The sequence below is a fragment of the Nonomuraea sp. B5E05 genome, assembly GCF_039880665.1.
GTDB lineage: Bacteria > Actinomycetota > Actinomycetes > Streptosporangiales > Streptosporangiaceae > Nonomuraea.
Genome location: NZ_JBDPMJ010000004.1, coordinates 96,270 through 115,474 on the forward strand (window position 1 = coordinate 96,270; position 19,205 = coordinate 115,474).

A 19,205-nucleotide genomic window follows, 5' to 3' on the forward strand; every position below is an offset into this window, starting at 1 on the left:
CATTAATGAGGGCTGCCATCACCGGTAATAGTCGTGCGGGTAGTCCTGCTCCGGGCTCTTCCTGCGGTGGCTGCCTCGGCCGTTGCCCGAGGTGGCCTGGGGCCGCGCCTGCGCGTCGCCGCCGAACGCCTGCCACGTCGTGTCGGAGGCGCCGGCGCCGCCCGCCGACGGCTCCGGCCACGCGCCTGGGCTCGTGGTGATGTCGCCCGTCTCGTACGCGAACGAGGACGGCTGCGGAGCAGGGACGGGTGTCGGCGTCGGAGCGGCGAGCACGTCGTCGTAGGCCGAGACCGTCCTGCCGGGCGCCGTCGGGGTGCCGGTGGCGGGGGAGGGGCCGGTGAGGGGGTCGGAGTCGTCGGCCACGGCCCAGCCCGCGCTCACCTCGTAGGAGGCGGGGTAGGCGGCGCGCTCGGCGGGCTGGTCGAACGCCGGCCACGAGCCCACAGCGCCGAACGAGGTCGCCGGGGAGGGGCCGTCGAGGACGTCGGGCGTGGAGGCCGGCCACGAGCCCGACGACGAGCCCGACGACGGGCCGGATGACGGGCCGGTCGCGGGCGGGTTGGTCCAGGTGGTGTCGAGCGGGTCGGCCACGCCGCTGTAGGCGGGGAACGGGTCGCTCGTCGGCGCGCCGTGGATGGGGGTGGGCTGCGCGGCCGGGAAGTTGCCGCTCGAGGTGGGGCTGACGGCGGGGAACGAGCCGCTGCCACCGGCCGGGGTCGCGGGGAACGAGCCGCTGCCCAGGGAGCCGCCGCTGTTGGTGGAGAGCGAGCCGTTGCCGCCCGCCGCGGGGAACGAGCCGCTGGTGGTGGGCGCCGGATAGGTGGTGTTGGACGACACCGGGACCGGGGGCGCGGAGGGAGCGGGGTCGGCGGGCCGGGCGGGAGGGGGCACCGGCTGGGCGCCCGGGGCGAGGATGCTCATCACGTCGCCCGGAGGCGCCGAGAAGGTCACGGTGCGCTGGTCGGCCAGCTCGGACTGCGCGGGGACGGCCGGCTTGGCCGGCTCGACCAGGTCGGCGAGGCCGGAGGAGTGAGGGGCGGAGTGGTTGGAGGCGGCCGGCTGGCGCTGCGGCAGCGGGCCCTGGACGGTGGTCGCCTCAGGGTCGACGGAGGCCGCCACGGGCCGCGGCTTGGCGGCGCGCTTGCCTGGACGCTCCGAGCGGCGCTCGGCGGGCCGGCTCGTCTGCCGCTCCGCGGGACGCTCGCCTCCGGACTCGGCGCGGCGCTCTGCCCGGCGCTCGGTGGGACGCTCGGTGGGACGCTCTGCCCTGCGCTCGGTGGGACGCTCCGCGGGACGCTCGCGTTCGACGGGGCGGGAGGCGCCCTTCCTGGCCGCCACGGTGCCACCCGCGCCGAAGCCGCCCTCCTCCGCGTCGCTGCGGATGTTGGCCCAGAACTCCTCGTCCTCGTCGTCGGAGGTCGGGTTGCCCCATTCGTCGACGCCACGCCGGCCACGCTGACCGGTGCGCACCGGTTTCGGCGCCTTCGGCTGGTCGATCGGGCTGAAGTCGGGGCTGAAGTTGTTCATCCGCGGTTCGTGCGCGGCGAACTCGTCCGTGGATCGAGCGTGGGTCGACTCCTCCTTCTCGGCCATCTCCTTCAGCCGTTCCGGAGGAAGCGAGCTCTCCCTGCGGTTCATCGAACGCATGCCCAGTGCCACGACGACGAGCACGAGGAGCACGACAGCGACCAAGCTCACTACGACCGCGATCATTGCACCACCCTCAAAGCCATGGCCTCCCTTTGGCACCGATGAGATCGCGCGGCCATCGACGCGATCTGCCCCCTTTGATCACCAGTGCCTAACGATTGGATCTGATTCTGTCGGACCACTATGAGCGTTGTCACACCCTACGTGAAGAATTGGTACATCAGTACTACACGCCGTGTTCGACCCCTCACTGAAGGTCGACCGCGGTGAGCCGCCCCCGGGCTATGGTCTGGTCCGCGATCTGCTTCAAGATCTCGGGAAGGTCGAGGGGAGGGGCTCCCTCCTGCCTTTTGACCTTGCCGTTCAGCGTGTAGACGGTGAAGCGGTAGCTGCCCGCATCGCAGGGGGGATCGTAGCCCGCCTTCCCACTCGGCAAGGGCGCCTGCCCGGCCCCTTCCGGGGGCTCTTCGGCGGCATCGGGACCCAGCTCCGTCGTGGTCGCCGGGATGTTGTAGAGCACCCAGTGCACGGTGGACGTCGATGATGTATGGCTGTCGACCACGATCGCGATCGACTTCGCCTTGGACAGCGGCTGGCTCGACCAGCGCAGCGGCGGGCTGCCCTGGGTGCCCTTGCAGGAGTAATCGCGCGGCAGCGGCTCGCCTTCGCGCAACTCCGGGCTCGAGACATTGACCTCCGCGATGTCCTCGGCCTGTGATCTGCCGATGAGGCTGCTGCAGCCCGACAGCGCGAACGCGACGGTCACCGCTGTCACACTGACAGCGATGCGGCGCACGCGTGTCGCCGTGTTACACAGCCCCATGACGGACGATGCTACGCGGGTCTCGGCGGTGTGCAGACCGTTTCCCGAGGGTCGGTGGCCGGTAAAGGATCCGAAACCGGTCAGATCACGGCATCCCGGCCGTGAGGTTGGGCACAAGGACGCCCCTCCGCTCGTGGAGGGACCCGAATCGGGCTACCCTGCGGGACCCTTGCTGGCCTGCTGGTTCACTGTGGCGGGACTTCGGGTGCGATCTCGTACGGTGATCCGACAAGACGGACATCATGCCGGTTGCCGCCCACGCGGAAAAATCAGGTGCGCCAGATCGTTGCGAACGGTAAAGAGAGCGGCGATCAGGCGACGGGGGCGCGGGCGCGAACGGCGGCCGCCACGTGCGTGAGGGCGCTCGCGCTGTGGTGCGGTCCTGCGCTCGCCGGACCTGGCTGGCACGTACGTGGCGCCGCCGACGTGGCCAGGCTCGACAGCCTGCGGCCGGCCGCCATCGAGCATGGCACCTGCCCAACAAGGCCGTCGGCAGACACGCCGGGACGGCCGGTCGACCTTTACCGCCCGCGAGCCGATCTCCATGCCTGATTCGCACCCTAAGCTGGTCTTGTGACCTCATCAGGCCCGATCCGCGATCCGGCGAATCGCGTTTCGCCCAAGGCCATCCGCCTGTGGCTGTTCGAGTCGTTGATCGCGTTCGTGTTCTTCCTGGGCGGCTCGCTCCTGGTGTCCGGGTGGCTCGACGGCAGCCAGTGGTGGTGGGTCCCCGGCTGGTACGCCGACAACTCCTGGCTGCTGCCCGCCGCCGTGGTGGTGCTGCTCCTGCCGTTCTTGGTGGCCGAGCCGTTCGTACGGTACGCCGTGCACCGCTGGGAGCTCTCAGGCGACGTCGTCTACGCCAGGTCGGGGTTCCTGACCAGGGAGTGGGTGTTCGTGCCCGTGAGCCGCATCCAGACGGTCGACAAGGGGCAAGGGTGGCTGGAGCGGATGCTCGGTCTGGCCACGCTGGAGATCCGCACCGCGTCCCATGCCGGCTCCTCGACGATCAAGGGGCTCGACTACGGCGTGGCGGCCGGGCTCGCGGAGCAACTCGCGCACCGGGCGGAGCAGCTCAGGGACGATGCCACATGACCGTGTCCGGACGCCCTGAGGAGACGCGATGACCGGCCACGGCGCACCTCACGACGGCCCCGAACCCCCTCCCGGCGGCCCGCCTCCGCCGGACCAGGCCACCGCGCCGGACGCGGAGGGCCGGCCCGCGCCCGAAGGAGGCGTCCACCCCCAACCGGCGTCCTCCCGGACCTGGGCCGAGGGCTCGCACCCAGGTGACGATCCGTCAAGAGCCTTCGGCGGCGCTCCTCCGCCCCCGGCCCGCGCGCCGCTGCGGCTGAGCCCCAAGGTGCTGCTCCTCGATCCGGTGCGGATGCTGCCCTCCCTCCTGATCCCCCTGGTCGGCGTCCTGTTCGTGGGCGGTTTCTCGGCCCGCTCGTACGGATGGGCGGCCATGGGCGTGGTCGGCACCGTGGTGTTCGCGATCATCAGGTGGGCCACCTTCACGTACGAGATCGTCGGTGACCGCCTGGAGACGAAACGTGCTTTGATCAGCCGGTCCGTCCGTACCATCCCGCTGGAGCGGATCCGCGGCGTCGACGTGTCCACTCCGCCCATGCACCGGCTGCTCGGCCTGTCCGTACTGAAGATCGACACGGGGGCGAGCGGCGGCGACGAGGAGGCCGAGCTCAACGGGGTCTCCCTGGCGGAGGCAGAACGGCTCAAAGCGGTTCTCCTGCGCCGCGCAGCCCGTCCCGTCAGCCACGAGCCCGGCGTCCAGGAGGCGGAGCAGGCCGAACAGGAGATCATCCGCGTCCCGCGCAGGTGGTTGCTGTACGGGCCGCTGTCCGGCGCGTACCTGCTCACGCCCTTCGCGCTCCTCGGCGGTGCGGTGGGGCTGGCGTTCCAGTGGGGGGACGACCTGGGGTTCGGCCGGGACGCCGCCCTGACCGTCGGGGAGTGGTTCTGGCAACGCCCCTACCTGCTGCTGGCCGTGGCCCTGCTGCTGGTGCTGGCGATGCCGTTCGTGGGCGGGCTGATGTACGCGGTCTTCAACTGGGACTTCTCCCTCAAACGGCGCGGTCGCCACCTCGTGGCCGAGCGAGGGCTGATCAACCGGCGGAGCGTGTCGCTGGAGTCGGCGCGCGTACGCGGCTACGAGATCGTCGACGGCCTCGCCGAGCGGTGGGCCCGCGTCGTACGCGCCTGGGCCATCGTGACCGGGCTCGGCGACTCGGAGACCCGCGGGCAACTCCTGCCCGACGTTCCCCGCGCCGTGGCCTTCCAGGTGGCCGGCGACGCGATCGGCCCCTTCCGCGCCCGGCTGCGCCCCCACCCGCCCGTGGCCCGCCGTCGGCGCCTCTTCCGCGCCGTCGCCCCCTGGCTCGTGGTGGTGGCGGTGAGTCTCGCAGGCATCTGGGCGACCGGCTCGATGGTGTGGCAGATCCTCCTGGTGCTGGCGTTGCTGCTGGCCGCCGCAGGAGTTCCGCTGGGGCTCGACCGGTACGCGTCGCTCGGGCACGGCTACGACGGGGCGCGCCTGTCGGTGCGTTCAGGATCGCTGCGGCGCTCCCAGGCCGTGGTCGAACGCCGTGCGGTGGTGGGCTGGCGGCTGCGCCAGACGTGGTTCCAGCGGCGTGCCGGCGTCCTCACGCTGATCGCCGGGGTCGGGGCGGGCAAGGGCGGCTACTCGGCGCTCGACGTGTCGGAGGCGCAAGGGGCCGGATTCCCCGCCGAAGTGACGCCGGAATGGCTCGTGCCCTTCCTCGAACCACCGGCCCCACCCACCCGCTGAGCACCACCCGTCCGTTGAGTGCGGCGCGCGCCTGCTGAGCGCCGCGCGTCCCCTGGGCGCCGGCCGTCGCCTGCTGAACGTCGCCTGCTGAACGTCGCCGGCCCGCGCCGGGCTTGCGGGCGCTCTACGCGGGCGACGGGCGTGCCCAGCCGTGCGTGGCCTGATCAGTCCTGGCGGCGGGCGCCGAACATGATCTCGTCCCAGCTCGGGACCGAAGCCCTGCGGCCCCTGGAGCCCTTACGCGCAGGGCGGGCGGCCGGGGTCGGGGGCGGGGACGGCACCGGCACGGCCGGCTCGTCCTTGCCCTTGCCCTTGCCCTTGTCGGTGTCCTTGCCCGCGCGGGCCGCCGGCACCGACGGCTTCGGCTTGGGGCTCGGAGCGGGCTTCGGCTTGGGCGCCGGCGGCTTCGCCTCCTCGGCGGCCTCCCCGGCGGCATCCTCGGCGGCATCCTCGGTTTCGGCCATCCTCCCCGCGGCCTCCTCGGTCCGGGCCTCGGCCGTGGTCCCGGTCTCCGGGGCGGCGGGCTGAGCGCTCGACGAACGAGCATCAGCCGACCCCGATTCCTCACCCTCCGCCTGGGCGTCGGCCTGAGCCTTTGCCTGGGTGTCGGCCTGGGTGTCGGCCTGGGTCTCCGGCTGGGTCTCCGGCTGGGTGTCGCTCTGGGGGGCGGCGGCCCTGGCACCGGTGGCTTCAGCGGCGGTGGGCTCGGTGGTGGTGGGCTCGGCGTCTCCGTTGCCCGGCGTCTCGGTCTCGGCGACCGCCGGCCCCTGGGCATCCGAGGTCGTGGCCTCGGTCGTGCCGGGCGTCTCTGCTTCTGTGGTGCGGGGCGTCTCAGCCTGTGTGGTGCCGGGTGTCTCGGCTTCCGTGGCGCCGGGTGTCTCGGTCTCCGTCACGGCCTTCGCGGCGTCGGAGGGTTTCGCGTCCGAGCCGCCGGGTGCTCCGGCCGGAGTTTCGGCAGGCTCCGCAGCGTCCGCGGCGGCAGTCGCCTTGGCCATGTCCGCCGGGATCGTCGTGTCCGTGGCGGCCGTCGGGTTGGTCGTGTCCGTGGTGGTCCGGGACGTCGTGTCCGCCCCGGATGGTGTCGTTCCGGCAGGTGAAGGAGCCGCCTCTGCGGCGACGGACGGTGCTGTGGCCGTTGCCGCCACGGTGCTCGGCTCCGGCGCGGTGGCCGGACCCGGTGCGGCGGCAGGCGTGATGGTCGGCGGGGTGGTCGGCGGGGATGCCGGTTCGGCGACCTGCTCTGGCGCAGGGGCGGGCGTGACGGCCCCGTCCTGGGCCTCCGCGGGCTGGTCGGCAACCGTCGTCTCGCTGGGCTGGGCAGGAGAGGCCGTCTCCGTCTCCTGAACCGGCGTCGCCGTCTCCGCCGGCTGAACCGCCGCTTCCTGGGTGGGCCGCGGGGCCGCTTCTGGCCGGGCACCCCGCTCCGGGGAGGCCTCGGTCTCGACGGAGGCGACCGTCTCCGCGGAGGGCCGGGCCTCCGTAACGGGCTGTGCGGACGGCTGTGTTTCCCGGGTCGGCTGGGCGGCGGGCTCGTCCTGGGAGACCGCCTGGGCCGTCGCCTCTTCGGTGACCTCCGGGTGCGGGGGCGCCGGTGGTGGCGTGGCAGAGGTGGGCGCGGCGGGTGCGTAGATGGCGTCGGTGTCACGCTCGCCCGCGCGCCCGGGACCGAAGTCGGGCAGCCACGTCGAAGACCCGCCGCGGCGGGACGAGGTGTCGCCGGGGCGGGTGTGGTCGGTCTCGCGAGCGGGAGGCTCGGGACGGAAGGACTCCCGAGACGGAGGCTCCTGGCGGTGGCCGGGGTCCCGCAACGGAGGGTGGCCGGGCTCACGCGACGGCTCCTGCCGAGGGCCCGCCTGCCCGGCCGGGTCGTGGTCGAAGGCGGACTCGCGAGAAGGCGGGGCCTGGCGGTGGCCGGGGTCGTGGGACGGATCGTGGCGATGGGTCGTCCCGCCCGGCGGATCGTGGCGGGAGGTGGAGTCGGGGGTGTCGAAGGACGGCTGCCACGCCGGGGCAGGCTCGTGCGGAGGAGCGGCCCGGTCGAAGGGCATCCCGCGCGAGGGCGCCTCGCGGGACGTGGCGTCGCGCGAGGTCATCTCACGGGACGCGGCATCGCGCGACGGCGTGTCGCGGGACGGCGGCTCCGAAGGCCGCGCGTACGCCGTCTCGGACGACCTCGGCGGCGGGTTGTAACCGACCGCGGGCTCCTCCGGCTCGCGCCGCGACACCGGGGGGAACGGCAGCGCGTCGGAGGACAGTGGCGGCACCGGCTGCAGCTTGGCCACCCGTGGCGCGAACGGCGTCACCGTGGTGTCCTCCACCACGGGAGGCTCGGGGTCGAAGTCGGCGGACGACAGGCGCAGGGCCTCGTCGTCGTGGGGGGTCACGTGGCGCTTGCGCGGGTCGAAGAGCCATTCGGCGTGACGGGTGTGACCGTTCCAGACGTAGCCGAGCTTCACCCGCCACAGGCCGTCGTCGCGTTTGGCGGAATCCCAGTCGATCTCGTCGGTGGGCACGCCGCGCCTGGTCAGGCGCTCGGCGACGAGGTCGCCGAGGGTCGGGCCCGGCGAGGACTCGCCGGGCATGCGTACGGACACCCGCTGCGCCTGCTGGGCGACGTATTCGCGCTCCTGCAGCACCGGCCCCTCGAACCAGCGGACTCGCTCCACCGGGATCCCGGCGGTCGCGGCTATCTCCTCCGCCGTCTCTCCGGCGCGGATGCGGGCCTGGATCTCCTTGGGGCGCAACGGACTCTCCACTTCGATCTCGTACTGGCCGAGACGGGAGAAGTTGCCGCGGACGGCAGCACGGAGCCGGTCGTCCACGGGAAGCGTGAAGCGCGTACCCCGCCCGGCAGTCGCCAGCACGAGATAGGTGCCGTCCTCACTCACCGCGACGAGTCGGAGCTCCTGCATGCGAGTCCTTTCGTCAGCGTCGCCATTCTTCCCCCGGACCCTTGAGTCTCTCGCGTGTGCCGGTTGCCTGCCAGCACCGTACCCGGCATGTCCGAACATCGCCTTCCTGGGATAGTCCCGAGGCGATGTGACGCCGGTCACATTCGTGGAATCCATCCCTCTAGAACCCGCCGTCGCGCATGAGGAGGTTAGAGGCCCTTGAGGGATTCTGGCGAATCTCGCCGCGCGCCGGAGCGCACTTGAGCCAAGAGGCCACAACGGATGGGTGGGCGGCCGGATGGACGTGCAGGTGCCGGGCGGCGGCGCCGGCGATGTACGGAGCGTAGGCAGAGTACGTGACTCCGCCCTTGGTGACCTGACAGGTCCGGGAATGCCCTGTTCCGACGACGAACACACCCGATCGCACCAGAGCGCGTACGGCGGCGCGGAGGGCGGGGGAGTCGGCGCCGTCGATGGACAGGTTCGCGACGGAGGGGCCGCGCGCGTGCCTGCGGATCCAGTCGAGCCCCGCCAGCGCGTCGGCCAGCGTGCCCGAGCCGCCGCAGCCGAGCACGCGTACGGAGGCGATACGGGCCCTGGGGGCGACGGCGTGGACGCGGCCCGTGGTGCGCGTGCCGTTGCCGGCGCAGTCGTGCCCGGTGCCGCCGGTGGCGTCGAAGGCCCGCCAGGTCCGGTCGCCGAACTCGGGCCGTCCGGGGTCGAGGCCGCTGTCCACGACGTACACGGTGGTGCCGGCGCCGGTGGCCGCTCCGATTGCCGGGCCGGCCGGCGGGGGCTCGGCTCTCCTGCTCGTCATGGGATGGATCTGCCGGTCGGCCTCGATCGCGCGCACCCGCGGGTCGGCCCGGAGCTCGGCCAGTTCGGCGGCGGTGAGGAAGGTGGCGAAGCCCGGCAGCGCCGCGGTGTAGTAGCGGCGTACCCGCCATCGCGCCTCGCCGACGAGGTCGCGGGCGGCGCCTCGGCCGCGGGCGGTGACGATGTAGGGGCGGACGGGTTCGGTCACGGCGGGGCGCAGGGCGGTTCCTGAGGCGGGCGTCATGGCCAGCGGGATGGCGGTCGCGGCGGCCGTGGCCACAGCCGCGGCGAGGTAAACGGAGGGCAGGCCGAGTCGTCGGGGCACGAGCTACGAGGTTGCCTGTCGCGCACGTCACAAGAACATCAGGACACGCCGTCGCGTCTATTCCCGGGAAAGTTTTTACCGAACAACAACATGAGGGGACTGATCCGGGGGATGAGCGGCGAGCAGCGGACTTTTGAGCTGACCGTCCCACAGATCATGGGGAGCGCCCTGGCCGCGGTGACCGCGGCCGTGGCCGCTTCCTATCTCGGCGTCGCAGGGACAGTGATCGGCGCCGCGGTCATGAGCGTGGCCAGCACGATCGCGGGCGCCGTCTACACGCACTATCTCGCGCGTACGTCGGACCGGGTCAAGCAGCGCGCACTGGTCGTGCGCAAAGCCGAGCCCGCAGGTGGCGGGCCCGCCGGGGAGGAGCCGGCCGGCAAGGCCGGAGATGAGGGGCCGGCACTCGTCATGCCGGCCGCCGGGCCGGAGTGGCGTCTGCCGTCGTGGACGCGGTCAGGGGCGGCGGCGACCGTGGTGTTCGCGCTGAGCATGGGCGGCATCCTGGTCTATCAGGCGGTGACCCAGCAGACCGTCCACGAGCAGGTCACCGGCAAGCACCCGAAGGGCGCCGACGAACGTCACGCGCCGGTCGGCAAGAAAGAGGAGGAGGATCGGCCCACCCGGAAGCCCGAATACGTCCGCGGCATGGTGACCCGCGATCCCGCCACGCCGGAGCCCACGCCGACGCCCACGAAGACTCCGGTTCGGCGGTCCAAGCCCACGAAGACGGTCACGGTGACGCCGTCCCACACGTCGTCCGCTCCTTCCGCCACCACGCCGCCGGCGGTGGACGACCAGCCGGGCGAGGAGATGCCGGCGGAGGAGCCGCAGCTCACCGGCCCGCCGGCACTCGAGGACCAGCCCGAGCGGCCCGCTCCCGGCGACCAGGTGGACACGCCCTCCGGCTATCCGAGCACGACGTCCAAGTAGGCGTTGCCGAACAGGCGCCGCGGGTCGAGCCGGTCGCGCAGCGCCTGGAAGTCCGCGAAGCGGGGGTAGGCCCCGGCCAGGGAGGCGGCGTCCCTGGTGTGCAGCTTGCCCCAGTGCGGCCGCCCGTCCAGCCGGGTCATGATCTCCTCGACCCCCGCGAAGTACGCCGGGTTGGGCGTCGGCCGGTAGACGTGGCAGGCGACGTACGCCGACGGGCGGCCGTACGCGGTGGACAGCCAGGCGTCGCTGGGCGGCGTGACCCGCACCTCCACCGGGAAGGTGATCTTCCAGTCCATGCGCTCGACGAGGTCCCGCGTCTCGCGCAGGGCCTGGGCCAGGCGCTCGCGGGGCACCGCGTACTCCATCTCGAGGAAGCGCACGTCGCGCCGCGCGGTGAAGATCTTGTACGACGTGTCCACCGACTCCGAGTCGCCCAGGACGGCCGCGCTGACCTCGTTGATCCGCGGGATGAGGCGGGGGACACGGGCCCCGAGCGCGCAGGCCGCGCCGAAGACGGTGTTCTCCAGGAACACGTTGTCCAGCCACCACCTGAGGGCGCCGGGCGGCCGGGCCGGGCCCTGGTCCCTGTTGCCCGTCTTGACCAGGCAGGCGTCGGTGTGCGGCAGCCAGAAGAAGTCGAGGTGCTCGTTCGCCGAGGTGAGCGCGTCGAGCGAGCCGAGGATCTCGCTGAGCGGCAGCTTGCGCCGCCGGTGGCGCAGCAGGAACGCGGGCTCCACCCGGAAGGTCACGGCGGTCAGCACCCCGAGGGCGCCCAGCCCCACCCGGGCGGCGTCGAACAGGTCGTCGCCGGGCGAGACGGTCGCGACCGAGCCGTCGGCGAGCACCAGCTCCAGCTCGGCGGCCTGGTCGGCGAGCCCGCCGCTGTCACGTCCCGTGCCGTGGGTGCCGGTCTGGATGGCGCCCGCGACGGTCTGCTCGGTGATGTCGCCCATGTTCGCCAGGGCGAGTCCGCGTTCGTCGAGCAGTTCGTTCAGCACCCGCAGCGGCGTGCCCGCCAGCACGGTGACGCGGTCGCCCGCGAATGACCTGATCCCGGACAGCGCGCCCGGGCGCAGCATGATGCCGTCGGTGAGGGCCACCCCGGTGAAGGAGTGGCCCGTGCCGACCATGCGGACCCGCCGCCCGGAGGCGGCGGCGTCACGCACCGCGCGTACGACGTCCGAGACGGACGCGGGCGTACGCACTTCCGCGGGGGTGCCCGACTGGTTGCGCGCCCAGTTCACGAAGGTCATGAGCACCCCTTCACCGTCTCGCCCGGTCAGTCGCGGGCGAGGCTCACTTGTTCTCCCAGCCCGCGGGGACGGGGAAGACATCGCCGGGCTCGAGCTTCACGTCCTGGGCCTTGAGCACCTCGGACACCGTCACGAGGTGGTAGCCCTTCTTCTGCAGCGACTTGACGATCGCCGGCATCGAGTCGACGGTCTGCTTCACCCAGTCGTGCATGAGGACGATGCTGCCCGGCTTGGCCACCTCCATCGACTTCTTCTTGATGGCGGTCGCGTTCTTGGAGCTCCAGTCCTCGTTGCCGCCGGTCCACAGGATGATCGGCATGCCGAACTCGACGGCGACGTCGGAGACCGTCAGGTCGACCATGCCGTACGGCGGCCGCAGCAGCTTGGGCTCGACGCCCGCCGCCTTCTTCACCGCCTCCTGGGTCTTCTTGATCTCGGCCCTGACGTCCCATTTCTCGACCTTGCGGAAGTCAGGGTGGGTGTAGCTGTGGTTGCCGAGCTCGTGGCCCTCGGCGACCATGCGCTTGACGTAGGACGGGCGGCTCTTCACGTATTGGCCCTCAAGGAAGAACGTCGCCTTCGCGTCGTACTTCTTGAGCGTGTCGAGCAGCTGGCCCGCGTACTTGCTCGGTCCGTCGTCGAAGGTCAGGGCGACGCACTTGACCTGCGTGCAGTCGACCTCCTTCTTGGGGGCCTGGGCCAGTGCGGGCGTCGGTGCGAGGGTGACGCAGACAACCGCGATAGCTAGCAGTGAACTGATTTGTCGGGACATAACTCGTAGCTTCCAGTGTGATGGGTGTTGCGAGGGATGTCCCGACGTTAGCGGATCAGCTCTTCGCGGGTGAAGGAGCCTCGGGAATTCTCAGCAGACCCGAACCTGCGACTCCCACGACCGCGGCCAGAGCCGCCGCCCCCAGGGCGAAGCCGTAGGCGTTGGACGCGCCGTACGCCTCGGTGAGCCGCCCGCCCGCCCACGCGCCGATCGCCACGCCGAACCCGATGGAGGTCGAGATCCACGCCATGCCCTCGGTGAGCAGCGACGGAGGCACCAGCCGTTCGGTGAGCGAGAAGCCCGTGATGAGCGTCGGCGAGATGGCGAAGCCGGCCAGGAACAGTGCGCCCGCCATGATCCCCACATGGCCGATGAACATGATCGGCAGCAGGCCCACCACCAGCAGCCCGAGCGCGCGTACGAACCGTCCGCGCAGCGAGAGTTTCCAGTGCCGTGACCCGAACCAGAGCGCCGACACCATCGACCCACCCGCGAACGCCCCGACCAGCAGTCCCGCGGCCGCCTTCAGCCCGTACTCCTCGGCGAACGCCACCGTGATCAGGTCGACCGACCCGAACACCGCGCCCAGTCCCAGGTAGACGCAGGACAGCAGGGCGATGCCGGGGATGAGGATGGGCGTGCCCGACGACGACGCGAGCCGCTGCACGGGCGGCTGGGTGCGCCGCTGCGCCGCCAGCGCCAGGCAGCCGAAGAGCATGCAGAGCAGGGCCACGGTCAGCCCGGCGAACGGGTTGACGCCCGTGGCGAGCATCGTGACGAGCACCGGACCCGTCACGAAGGTCACCTCGTCGACGACGGACTCGAACGCGAACGCGGTGTGCAGCCTGCCGGAGCCGCCGTGGATCAACGACCAGCGGGCCCGCACCATTGAGCCGATGGACAGCGAGGTGGCCCCGACCAGCAGGCCCGTGACGTAGAGGGTCCAGTGGGGCAGTCCGTACCCGGCGCACACCATGAGAGCGGTCAGCGCGAGGGCGTTGACGAGGGCGAACGGCGGGATCACCCGGTTCTGGCCGAACCTGTCGACGAGGCGGCCGGACAGAGGGGCCGCGATCGCGAACGACACGTTGGTGGTGGCGGCCACCGCGCCCGCGACGGCGTACGAGCCCGTCAGGGTCTGGACCAGCAGCACGACCCCGATGCCGAGCATCGACATCGGCATCCGCCCGACGAACCCCGCCAGCACGAACCCTGTGGTGCCAGGCCTTTCGAACAATCCCCGGTAAGGCCCGACCACGCCGTTTCCCCCTTACTTCAAGGATCTAACCATTGCGCACCGAGTGTCCGGACGGCAAGTGATATTTCCGGCGGGTGGGTTAACGTGTGCCGAGTGTCCGGTCTTCCCTCGTTCCGCGCGGTCATGCTCATGGTCATCGCCGTGCTCGTGGTCACCGTCGCGGCCGGCGGAGTCGTGGTGATCCTCGGCGACGACCTGGTCAGCACCAGCGGTTCGGCCAGTGAGCCCGTACGTAGCCCGCGCCCGCAGCAGCCCCGCCCCACATCCTCGCCCACGCCCCGCCTCGACCAGATCGTGCCCTCGGCCGAGCCGGTCAAGGACTTCGGCGAAGGCGGCCCGAGCGTCACGCCGACCCCGCCGCGCGTGCTGGCGATCACCCCGGCCGCCGTGCCCAAGCAGACGCGGTTCCGCCTCGGCGAGCTCGCGCACGTGCAGAAGGTGATCGTGGTGGACGCGGGCGCGGTCAAGGTGTCGGGCACCGGGCTGAACCTGCTCGCCGTCGACCCCTCCCACTTCCGCTCGTGGACGCCGAAGGCCGTCGCCGACCAGCCGGGCGTCTGGAGCGCGCTGACCAGGGGAGAGCTGGTGGCCGACGCCGGCACCATGCGCAAGTACGGGATGGTCCTCGGCGCCATGTACCAGGTGGACGGCGGCCCCAGGTTGCGCGTCGCCGCCTCGGCCACGCTCGGGCTCAGGGGCGTGGACGGGCTGGTGAGCGCCGATCTGGGCAGGTCGCTGGGGTTCGCGCCCGGCGTGGCCGTGCTGCTGCACGGCAAGCCGGGCAAGATCAGCGAGTCGGGCGTGCGCAGGCTGCTCGGCAAGGACGCCCAGATCGTCCTGCTGGACGCCGCCGACCGCGCCGCGAAGAAACGTGTCCCGGAGCAGCAGCAGCCGAAGAGCGTCAACGTGGGCAGGCCCGGCAGCTACCTCGAGCTCTACAAGGCCTCCGCCACCCGCTGCCCCGGCCTGTCATGGACGGTGCTGGCCGCGATCGGCCAGGTGGAGAGCGGGCACGGCCGCAACAACGGCCCGTCGAGCGCGGGCGCGCTCGGGCCCATGCAGTTCATGCCCGCCACCTGGAAGCACTACGGCGTCGACGGAGACGGCGACGGCAAGGCCGACATCTGGAGCCCGTACGACGCGGTGCCCGGCGCCGCCAACTACCTGTGCGCCAACGGGGCGGGCAAGGGCGGCGAGAAGTTGCGCAAGGCGATCTGGTTCTACAACCACTCGTGGGACTACGTGAACAAGGTCATGGGCATCGCCGAGGCCTACGCCCGCACCTACGCCTGACCCCGCGCCTGAGGCCTGCGGCGGGGCGGCGGGCAGCAGGTCAGGGGGCAGGGCCGTGGCTCCGGCTCGTCCATCAGCTCGCGCACCATCCGTACGAACCGCGGATGCGTGCCGGCCGTCGCCGCCCGCTCCATCGGCAGGCCCCGCTCGGAGGCCACCTGCCTGGCCTCCGTGTCGAGGTCGTAGACGACCTCCATGTGGTCGGAGACGAACCCGATCGGCACCAGCACCACCGACGGCGCCTCGGTCTCGCGCAGGAAGTCGCAGACGTCCGGCTCCAGCCACGGCACCTGCGGCGGGCCGCTGCGCGACTGCCACACCAGGTCCCACGGCAGGGTGCGGCCGAGCGCCTGGTTGACCAGCTCGGCGCTCCTGCGCAGCTGCGCTTCGTACAGGCCGCCGGACGGGCCGGCGGTCTCGGCCATCGAGACCGGGATGCTGTGGGCGGTGAACACCAGCCTGGCGTCGTCGTGGCCGCGGAGCCCGAGCCGCTCCAGGGCCGCGCGCGTGTGGTCGGCCATCGCGGCCACGAACCCCGGGTGCTCGCCGTAGTGGCGCATCTTGACCAGCTCGGGGCCGCCGTCGACGGAGATCCTGGCGATGTCCTCGTAATATTGGCGGCAGCTCGAATAGCCCGCGAACGCCGACGTGGCGAAGACCGCCGCCTTCTCGACCCCGTCGGCCTTCATCTGCCGCACGACGTCCTCGCCGAACGGATGCCAGTTGCGGTTGCCCCAGTAGACCGGCACGCCGGTGACCGGGCGCAGCGCCTCGACCAGGTCGCGGTTCTGCCGGTTGATCGGGCTGATGCCGCCGAAGCTCTGATAGTGCTCGGCCACCTCGAGCAGCCGCTCGCGTGGCACGCCACGCCCGCGCACCACGTTCTCCAGGAACGGCAGCACGTCGTCAGGACCTTCTGGACCGCCGAACGACAGGACCAGCAGGGCGTCGTAGTCTCCCACGAGACAACCCTATGAGGAGATGCCGCCGGTCCCCTCTTCAGCCCGCGAGGGAGCGCCGTTGCCTGGACTGAGGAGCGGCGGGAGCGCAGCGACCAGAGCGACGAGGGAAGGCAACGGATATCAGCGACCGAGCCGCCTCACGCAGTGAGGCCATAGAAACGGATATCGGCGACCGAGCCGCCTCACGCGATGAGGCCATGGACAGGTAGGTTCGATCGGGTGAGCGCTTTCAACGACATACGTGACTATGTGGCCATCCCTCGGGTTCTCTCGCTGCGGCTCTCGCCCGACGGCTCCAGGCTCATCTCCGCGGTCCAGTCCCTGAACACCGACGGCAAGTCGTACGGCACCGCGCTCTGGGCGATCCCCGTCGACGGCGAGCCGCACCGCCTGACCCGCTCCGCGAAGGGCGAGTCCGGCGCCGTCTTCACCGACGCGGGCGACGTGCTGTTCACCTCGGCCCGCCCCGACCCCACCGTCAAGGACTCCACCGACGAGGTGGCCTCGCTGTGGTTGCTGCCCCGCGCGGGTGGCGAGGCCCGCCAGGTGGCCACCCGGCCCGGCGGCATCGGCGCGGTGCGCACGGCGGGCGACGTCGTCGTGTTCGCCGCCGACGTGCTGGACGGCGAGGCGGCCACCGAGGAGGAGCGGCGCAAGGCCCGCAAGGACGCCGGGATCAGCGCCGTCCTGTTCGAGGGCTACCCGGTTCGCTACTGGGACCACGACCTCGGCCCCGGGCGCACGCGCCTGTTCGCGGCCCGGCTCGGCGACGACCGGCTGGAGGACGTACGCGACCTGACCCCCGACGCGGGCGAGGCGCTGCGCGAGTGCGGCTTCGAGCTGACCCCCGACGGCGCCACCGTGATCTCCACCTGGCGCACCTACCTGCCGAAGGGCGAGTGGCGCACCGACCTCGTGGCCATCGACGTCGCCACGGGTGAGCGGCGGGTGCTGGTCAGCGAGGACCGTCACGACTTCTCGGGCCCGCTGGCGATCTCGCCCGACGGCCGCCGGATCGCCTGCTCCCGCGAGCGGTTCACCGGCCTGGAGGTCTCGGCGCGCATCGAGTTGTGGATCGCCGACCTCGCCACCGGGCAGGGCCGCGCGTACGCGCCCGACCTGTTCCCCGCAGCCGTCGAGTGGGCGCCCGACTCCTCGGCCGTCTACCTCGCCGCCGACCACCAGGGACGCCGGCCGGTCTTCCGCGTCCCCGTGGCCGAGCCCGGTGACGTGGTCAGGCTGACCCAGGACGACGCCTCCTACGCGGGACTCGCCGCCTCCGCCGACGGCCACGCCCTCTACGCGCTGCGCAGCGGCGTCGGCATCGCGCCCGGCCCGGCCAGGATCGACGTGGTCACCGGCGAGATCGCCGACCTGCCCTCGCCCGCCCCCCGCCCCGAGGTGCCCGGCACGCTGACCGAAATCTCCGCCACCGCCGACGACGGCACCACGATCCGCGGCTGGCTCGTGCTGCCGGAGGGCGCCTCGGCCGACGCGCCGGCGCCGTTCCTGCTGTGGATCCACGGCGGCCCGGTCGCCTCGTGGAACGACTGGCAGTGGCGCTGGCAGGCGTGGATCATGGCCGCGCACGGGTACGCCGTCCTCATGCCGGACCCGTGCCTGTCCACCGGCTACGGCCAGGAGATGATCGACCGCGGCTGGGGCAACTGGGGGCCGCGCACCCAGGCCGACCTCGACGCGATCGTCGACGTGGCCCTGGCCAGGGACGACATCGACGCCGAGCGCATCGGCGCGATGGGCGGCTCGTACGGCGGCTACATGGCCAACTGGCTGGCCGGCCACAGCGACCGCTACAAGGCCATCGTCACCCACGCCTCCCTGTGGAACCTCGACCAGTTCGCCGGCACCACCGACGCCGCCATGTACTGGCAGCGCGAGTTCGGCGAGCCCGGCTCCGAGCGTTACTCGCTGCTGTCGCCGCACAACTCGCTCGACAAGATCACCACTCCGCTGCTCGTCATCCACGGCGACAAGGACTACCGCGTGCCCATCGGCGAGGGCCTGCGGCTCTGGTGGGACCTGCGGCGTACGGAGGTGGACGCGAAGTTCCTGTACTTCCCCGACGAGAACCACTGGATCCTCAAGCCGGGCAACGCCGTCGCCTGGTACGAGACGGTGCTCGCCTTCCTGTCGCAACACGTGCTGGGGCAGGAGTGGAAGCGTCCGGACTCGGTGGCCTGATGACCGGCTTCCTGCGGCTGGCCGAGGACATCGCCCGCGAGGCGGGCGACATGCTCCTCGCCAAACGGCCCACCATGTCCGGAGAGATCGAGACCAAGTCCAGCCCCACCGATGTCGTCACCATCCTGGACAAGGCGTCGGAAGAGCTCATCCGCGAGCGCGTCCTGGCCGCCAGGCCCGGCGACCGCATCCTGGGGGAGGAGGGCGGCGAGGCGCCCGGGGAGTCCGACGTGCGCTGGATCGTCGACCCGATCGACGGCACCGTCAACTTCCTGTACGGGCTGCCCGACTGGGCGGTGTCGATCGCCGTCGAGGTGAACGGCCAGGTCGTGGCCGGGGTCGTCAACGCGGCGCAGCGCGGCGAGGTCTACACCGCCGCGCTGGGCGAGGGCGCCTGGCTCGGCGGCGAGCGGCTGCGCTGCACCACCGGGGTGCCGCTCGCGCAGGCGCTGGTGGCGACCGGCTTCGGCTACTCGGTGAGCAGGCGCGCCGTCCAGGGCGAGGTGGTGGCCGCGGTGCTGCCGCGCGTGCGTGACATCAGGCGCGGCGGCTCGTGCGCGATCGACCTGTGCTCGCTGGCCGCCGGCCGCCTCGACGCGTACTACGAGCGCGGCATCAACCACTGGGACTTCGCCGCGGCCGGCCTGGTGGCGACGGAGTCGGGGGCCAGGCTCGGCGGGCTGCACGGGAGGCCGGTGAGCCCGGACTTCGCGCTGTGCGCCGCGCCCGGCCTGTTCGAGGAGCTGCACGATCTGCTCGCGCCGCTCGACCCCGAGCGGGACGCCTGAACCACCCTGAGCGGGACGCCTGAACGACCACGGCGGACGCCTGAACGTCCCCGAGGTCAGGGCGCGTGAACGGCCCTGAACGACCTCGTGCGGAGGGGTGTGACGGGCCCGGGAACGACGAAACGGCCGGAGCGAGGGGCTCCGGCCGTTTCGATCGGGTCAACGGGGCAAGGGAATGCCATGATCGTCGGCCAGCCGGCGCAGATCCTCGATCTCGGCGGTGAGCGTGTCGGCGAGGTAGTCGTCGCCGACGCTGCGGGCCTCACGGAGGCCCTTGTAAGCCTGGTCGAGGCGGTGTTCGATCGTGGTCGTGAACTCGCCCATCTCACCTACTCTCTAGGGGTTCGACTCGTGTGGGAGCGACGCACGCCCATTGCCGGTTGATGTCCGGGCGATGGGTGTCCCGCAGGCATACCCCGGGTCATCCTCC

15 protein-coding genes are annotated in these 19,205 nt (G+C 72.0%); 6 read left to right on the forward strand and 9 right to left on the reverse strand.

The annotated features are described in order from the left end of the window. Positions 1-18: 18 nt before the first annotated feature. Both ABGB01_RS09200 and ABGB01_RS09205 read right to left on the reverse strand, forming a co-directional pair. Positions 19-1,713 carry a hypothetical protein gene (locus ABGB01_RS09200; protein ID WP_347772291.1) on the reverse strand — a complete coding sequence of 565 codons (1,695 nt, stop codon included), beginning with the start codon at positions 1,711-1,713 and terminating at the stop codon, positions 19-21. 184 nt (positions 1,714-1,897) lie between these two features. After that, positions 1,898-2,416, reverse strand: coding sequence for a YbhB/YbcL family Raf kinase inhibitor-like protein (locus ABGB01_RS09205; RefSeq protein WP_347772293.1), 519 nt, complete (start codon positions 2,414-2,416; stop codon positions 1,898-1,900). A gap of 630 nt (positions 2,417-3,046) precedes the next feature. Here ABGB01_RS09205 and ABGB01_RS09210 point away from each other — a divergent pair. Beyond that, positions 3,047-3,568 carry a PH domain-containing protein gene (locus tag ABGB01_RS09210; protein ID WP_347772295.1) on the forward strand — a complete coding sequence of 174 codons (522 nt, stop codon included), beginning with the start codon at positions 3,047-3,049 and terminating at the stop codon, positions 3,566-3,568. 28 nt (positions 3,569-3,596) lie between these two features. Further along, complete coding sequence (locus ABGB01_RS09215) at positions 3,597-5,282, forward strand: PH domain-containing protein (RefSeq protein ID WP_347772297.1); 1,686 nt, start codon at positions 3,597-3,599, stop codon at positions 5,280-5,282. A 164-nt stretch (positions 5,283-5,446) separates the two neighbouring features. Here ABGB01_RS09215 and sepH read toward each other — a convergent pair whose 3' ends face one another. Both sepH and ABGB01_RS09225 read right to left on the reverse strand, forming a co-directional pair. After that, complete coding sequence (gene sepH, locus ABGB01_RS09220) at positions 5,447-8,194, reverse strand: septation protein SepH (protein WP_347772299.1); 2,748 nt, start codon at positions 8,192-8,194, stop codon at positions 5,447-5,449. A 160-nt stretch (positions 8,195-8,354) separates the two neighbouring features. Next, the gene (locus tag ABGB01_RS09225) at positions 8,355-9,314 is read right to left on the reverse strand and encodes a protease inhibitor I9 family protein (protein ID WP_347772301.1); all 960 of its coding nucleotides are present in this window, start codon (positions 9,312-9,314) and stop codon (positions 8,355-8,357) included. Positions 9,315-9,404: 90 nt separating this feature from the next. On the opposite strand from ABGB01_RS09225, the gene ABGB01_RS09230 reads away from it, so the two are divergent. Beyond that, positions 9,405-10,247, forward strand: coding sequence for a hypothetical protein (locus ABGB01_RS09230; RefSeq protein ID WP_347772303.1), 843 nt, complete (start codon positions 9,405-9,407; stop codon positions 10,245-10,247). Here the strand turns inward: ABGB01_RS09230 and ABGB01_RS09235 are convergent. From ABGB01_RS09235 to ABGB01_RS09245, 3 genes are read right to left on the reverse strand one after another with little or no spacing between them, the layout of a single operon-like run. Then, positions 10,223-11,500, reverse strand: a complete 1,278-nt coding sequence (locus tag ABGB01_RS09235) for a D-arabinono-1,4-lactone oxidase (protein ID WP_347772305.1) — start codon at positions 11,498-11,500, stop codon at positions 10,223-10,225. The genes ABGB01_RS09230 and ABGB01_RS09235 overlap by 25 nt on opposite strands. A 43-nt stretch (positions 11,501-11,543) precedes the next feature. Further along, positions 11,544-12,272: a polysaccharide deacetylase family protein gene (locus ABGB01_RS09240; RefSeq protein ID WP_347772307.1), complete on the reverse strand. Its 729-nt coding sequence runs from the start codon at positions 12,270-12,272 to the stop codon at positions 11,544-11,546. 55 nt (positions 12,273-12,327) lie between these two features. Then, on the reverse strand, positions 12,328-13,479 hold the full coding sequence (locus ABGB01_RS09245) for an MFS transporter (protein WP_347772309.1): 1,152 nt from the start codon (positions 13,477-13,479) through the stop codon (positions 12,328-12,330). A 144-nt stretch (positions 13,480-13,623) separates the two neighbouring features. Here ABGB01_RS09245 and ABGB01_RS09250 point away from each other — a divergent pair, with 144 nt between their 5' ends. Further along, positions 13,624-14,823, forward strand: coding sequence for a lytic murein transglycosylase (locus ABGB01_RS09250; RefSeq protein ID WP_347772311.1), 1,200 nt, complete (start codon positions 13,624-13,626; stop codon positions 14,821-14,823). Here ABGB01_RS09250 and ABGB01_RS09255 read toward each other — a convergent pair. Further along, the gene (locus tag ABGB01_RS09255) at positions 14,814-15,785 is read right to left on the reverse strand and encodes a ferrochelatase (RefSeq protein ID WP_347772313.1); all 972 of its coding nucleotides are present in this window, start codon (positions 15,783-15,785) and stop codon (positions 14,814-14,816) included. The genes ABGB01_RS09250 and ABGB01_RS09255 overlap by 10 nt on opposite strands. A gap of 189 nt (positions 15,786-15,974) precedes the next feature. Here ABGB01_RS09255 and ABGB01_RS09260 point away from each other — a divergent pair, with 189 nt between their 5' ends. Both ABGB01_RS09260 and ABGB01_RS09265 read left to right on the forward strand, forming a co-directional pair. Continuing rightward, complete coding sequence (locus ABGB01_RS09260; RefSeq protein ID WP_347772315.1) at positions 15,975-17,987, forward strand: prolyl oligopeptidase family serine peptidase; 2,013 nt, start codon at positions 15,975-15,977, stop codon at positions 17,985-17,987. After that, positions 17,987-18,775, forward strand: coding sequence for an inositol monophosphatase family protein (locus tag ABGB01_RS09265; RefSeq protein ID WP_347772317.1), 789 nt, complete (start codon positions 17,987-17,989; stop codon positions 18,773-18,775). The genes ABGB01_RS09260 and ABGB01_RS09265 overlap by 1 nt, the downstream gene beginning before the upstream one ends. A 159-nt stretch (positions 18,776-18,934) precedes the next feature. Here the strand turns inward: ABGB01_RS09265 and ABGB01_RS09270 are convergent, their stop codons facing one another. Then, a complete protein-coding gene (locus tag ABGB01_RS09270; protein WP_165974805.1) occupies positions 18,935-19,099 on the reverse strand; it encodes a hypothetical protein in 165 nt (54 codons plus the stop codon). Positions 19,100-19,205 lie beyond the last annotated feature (106 nt).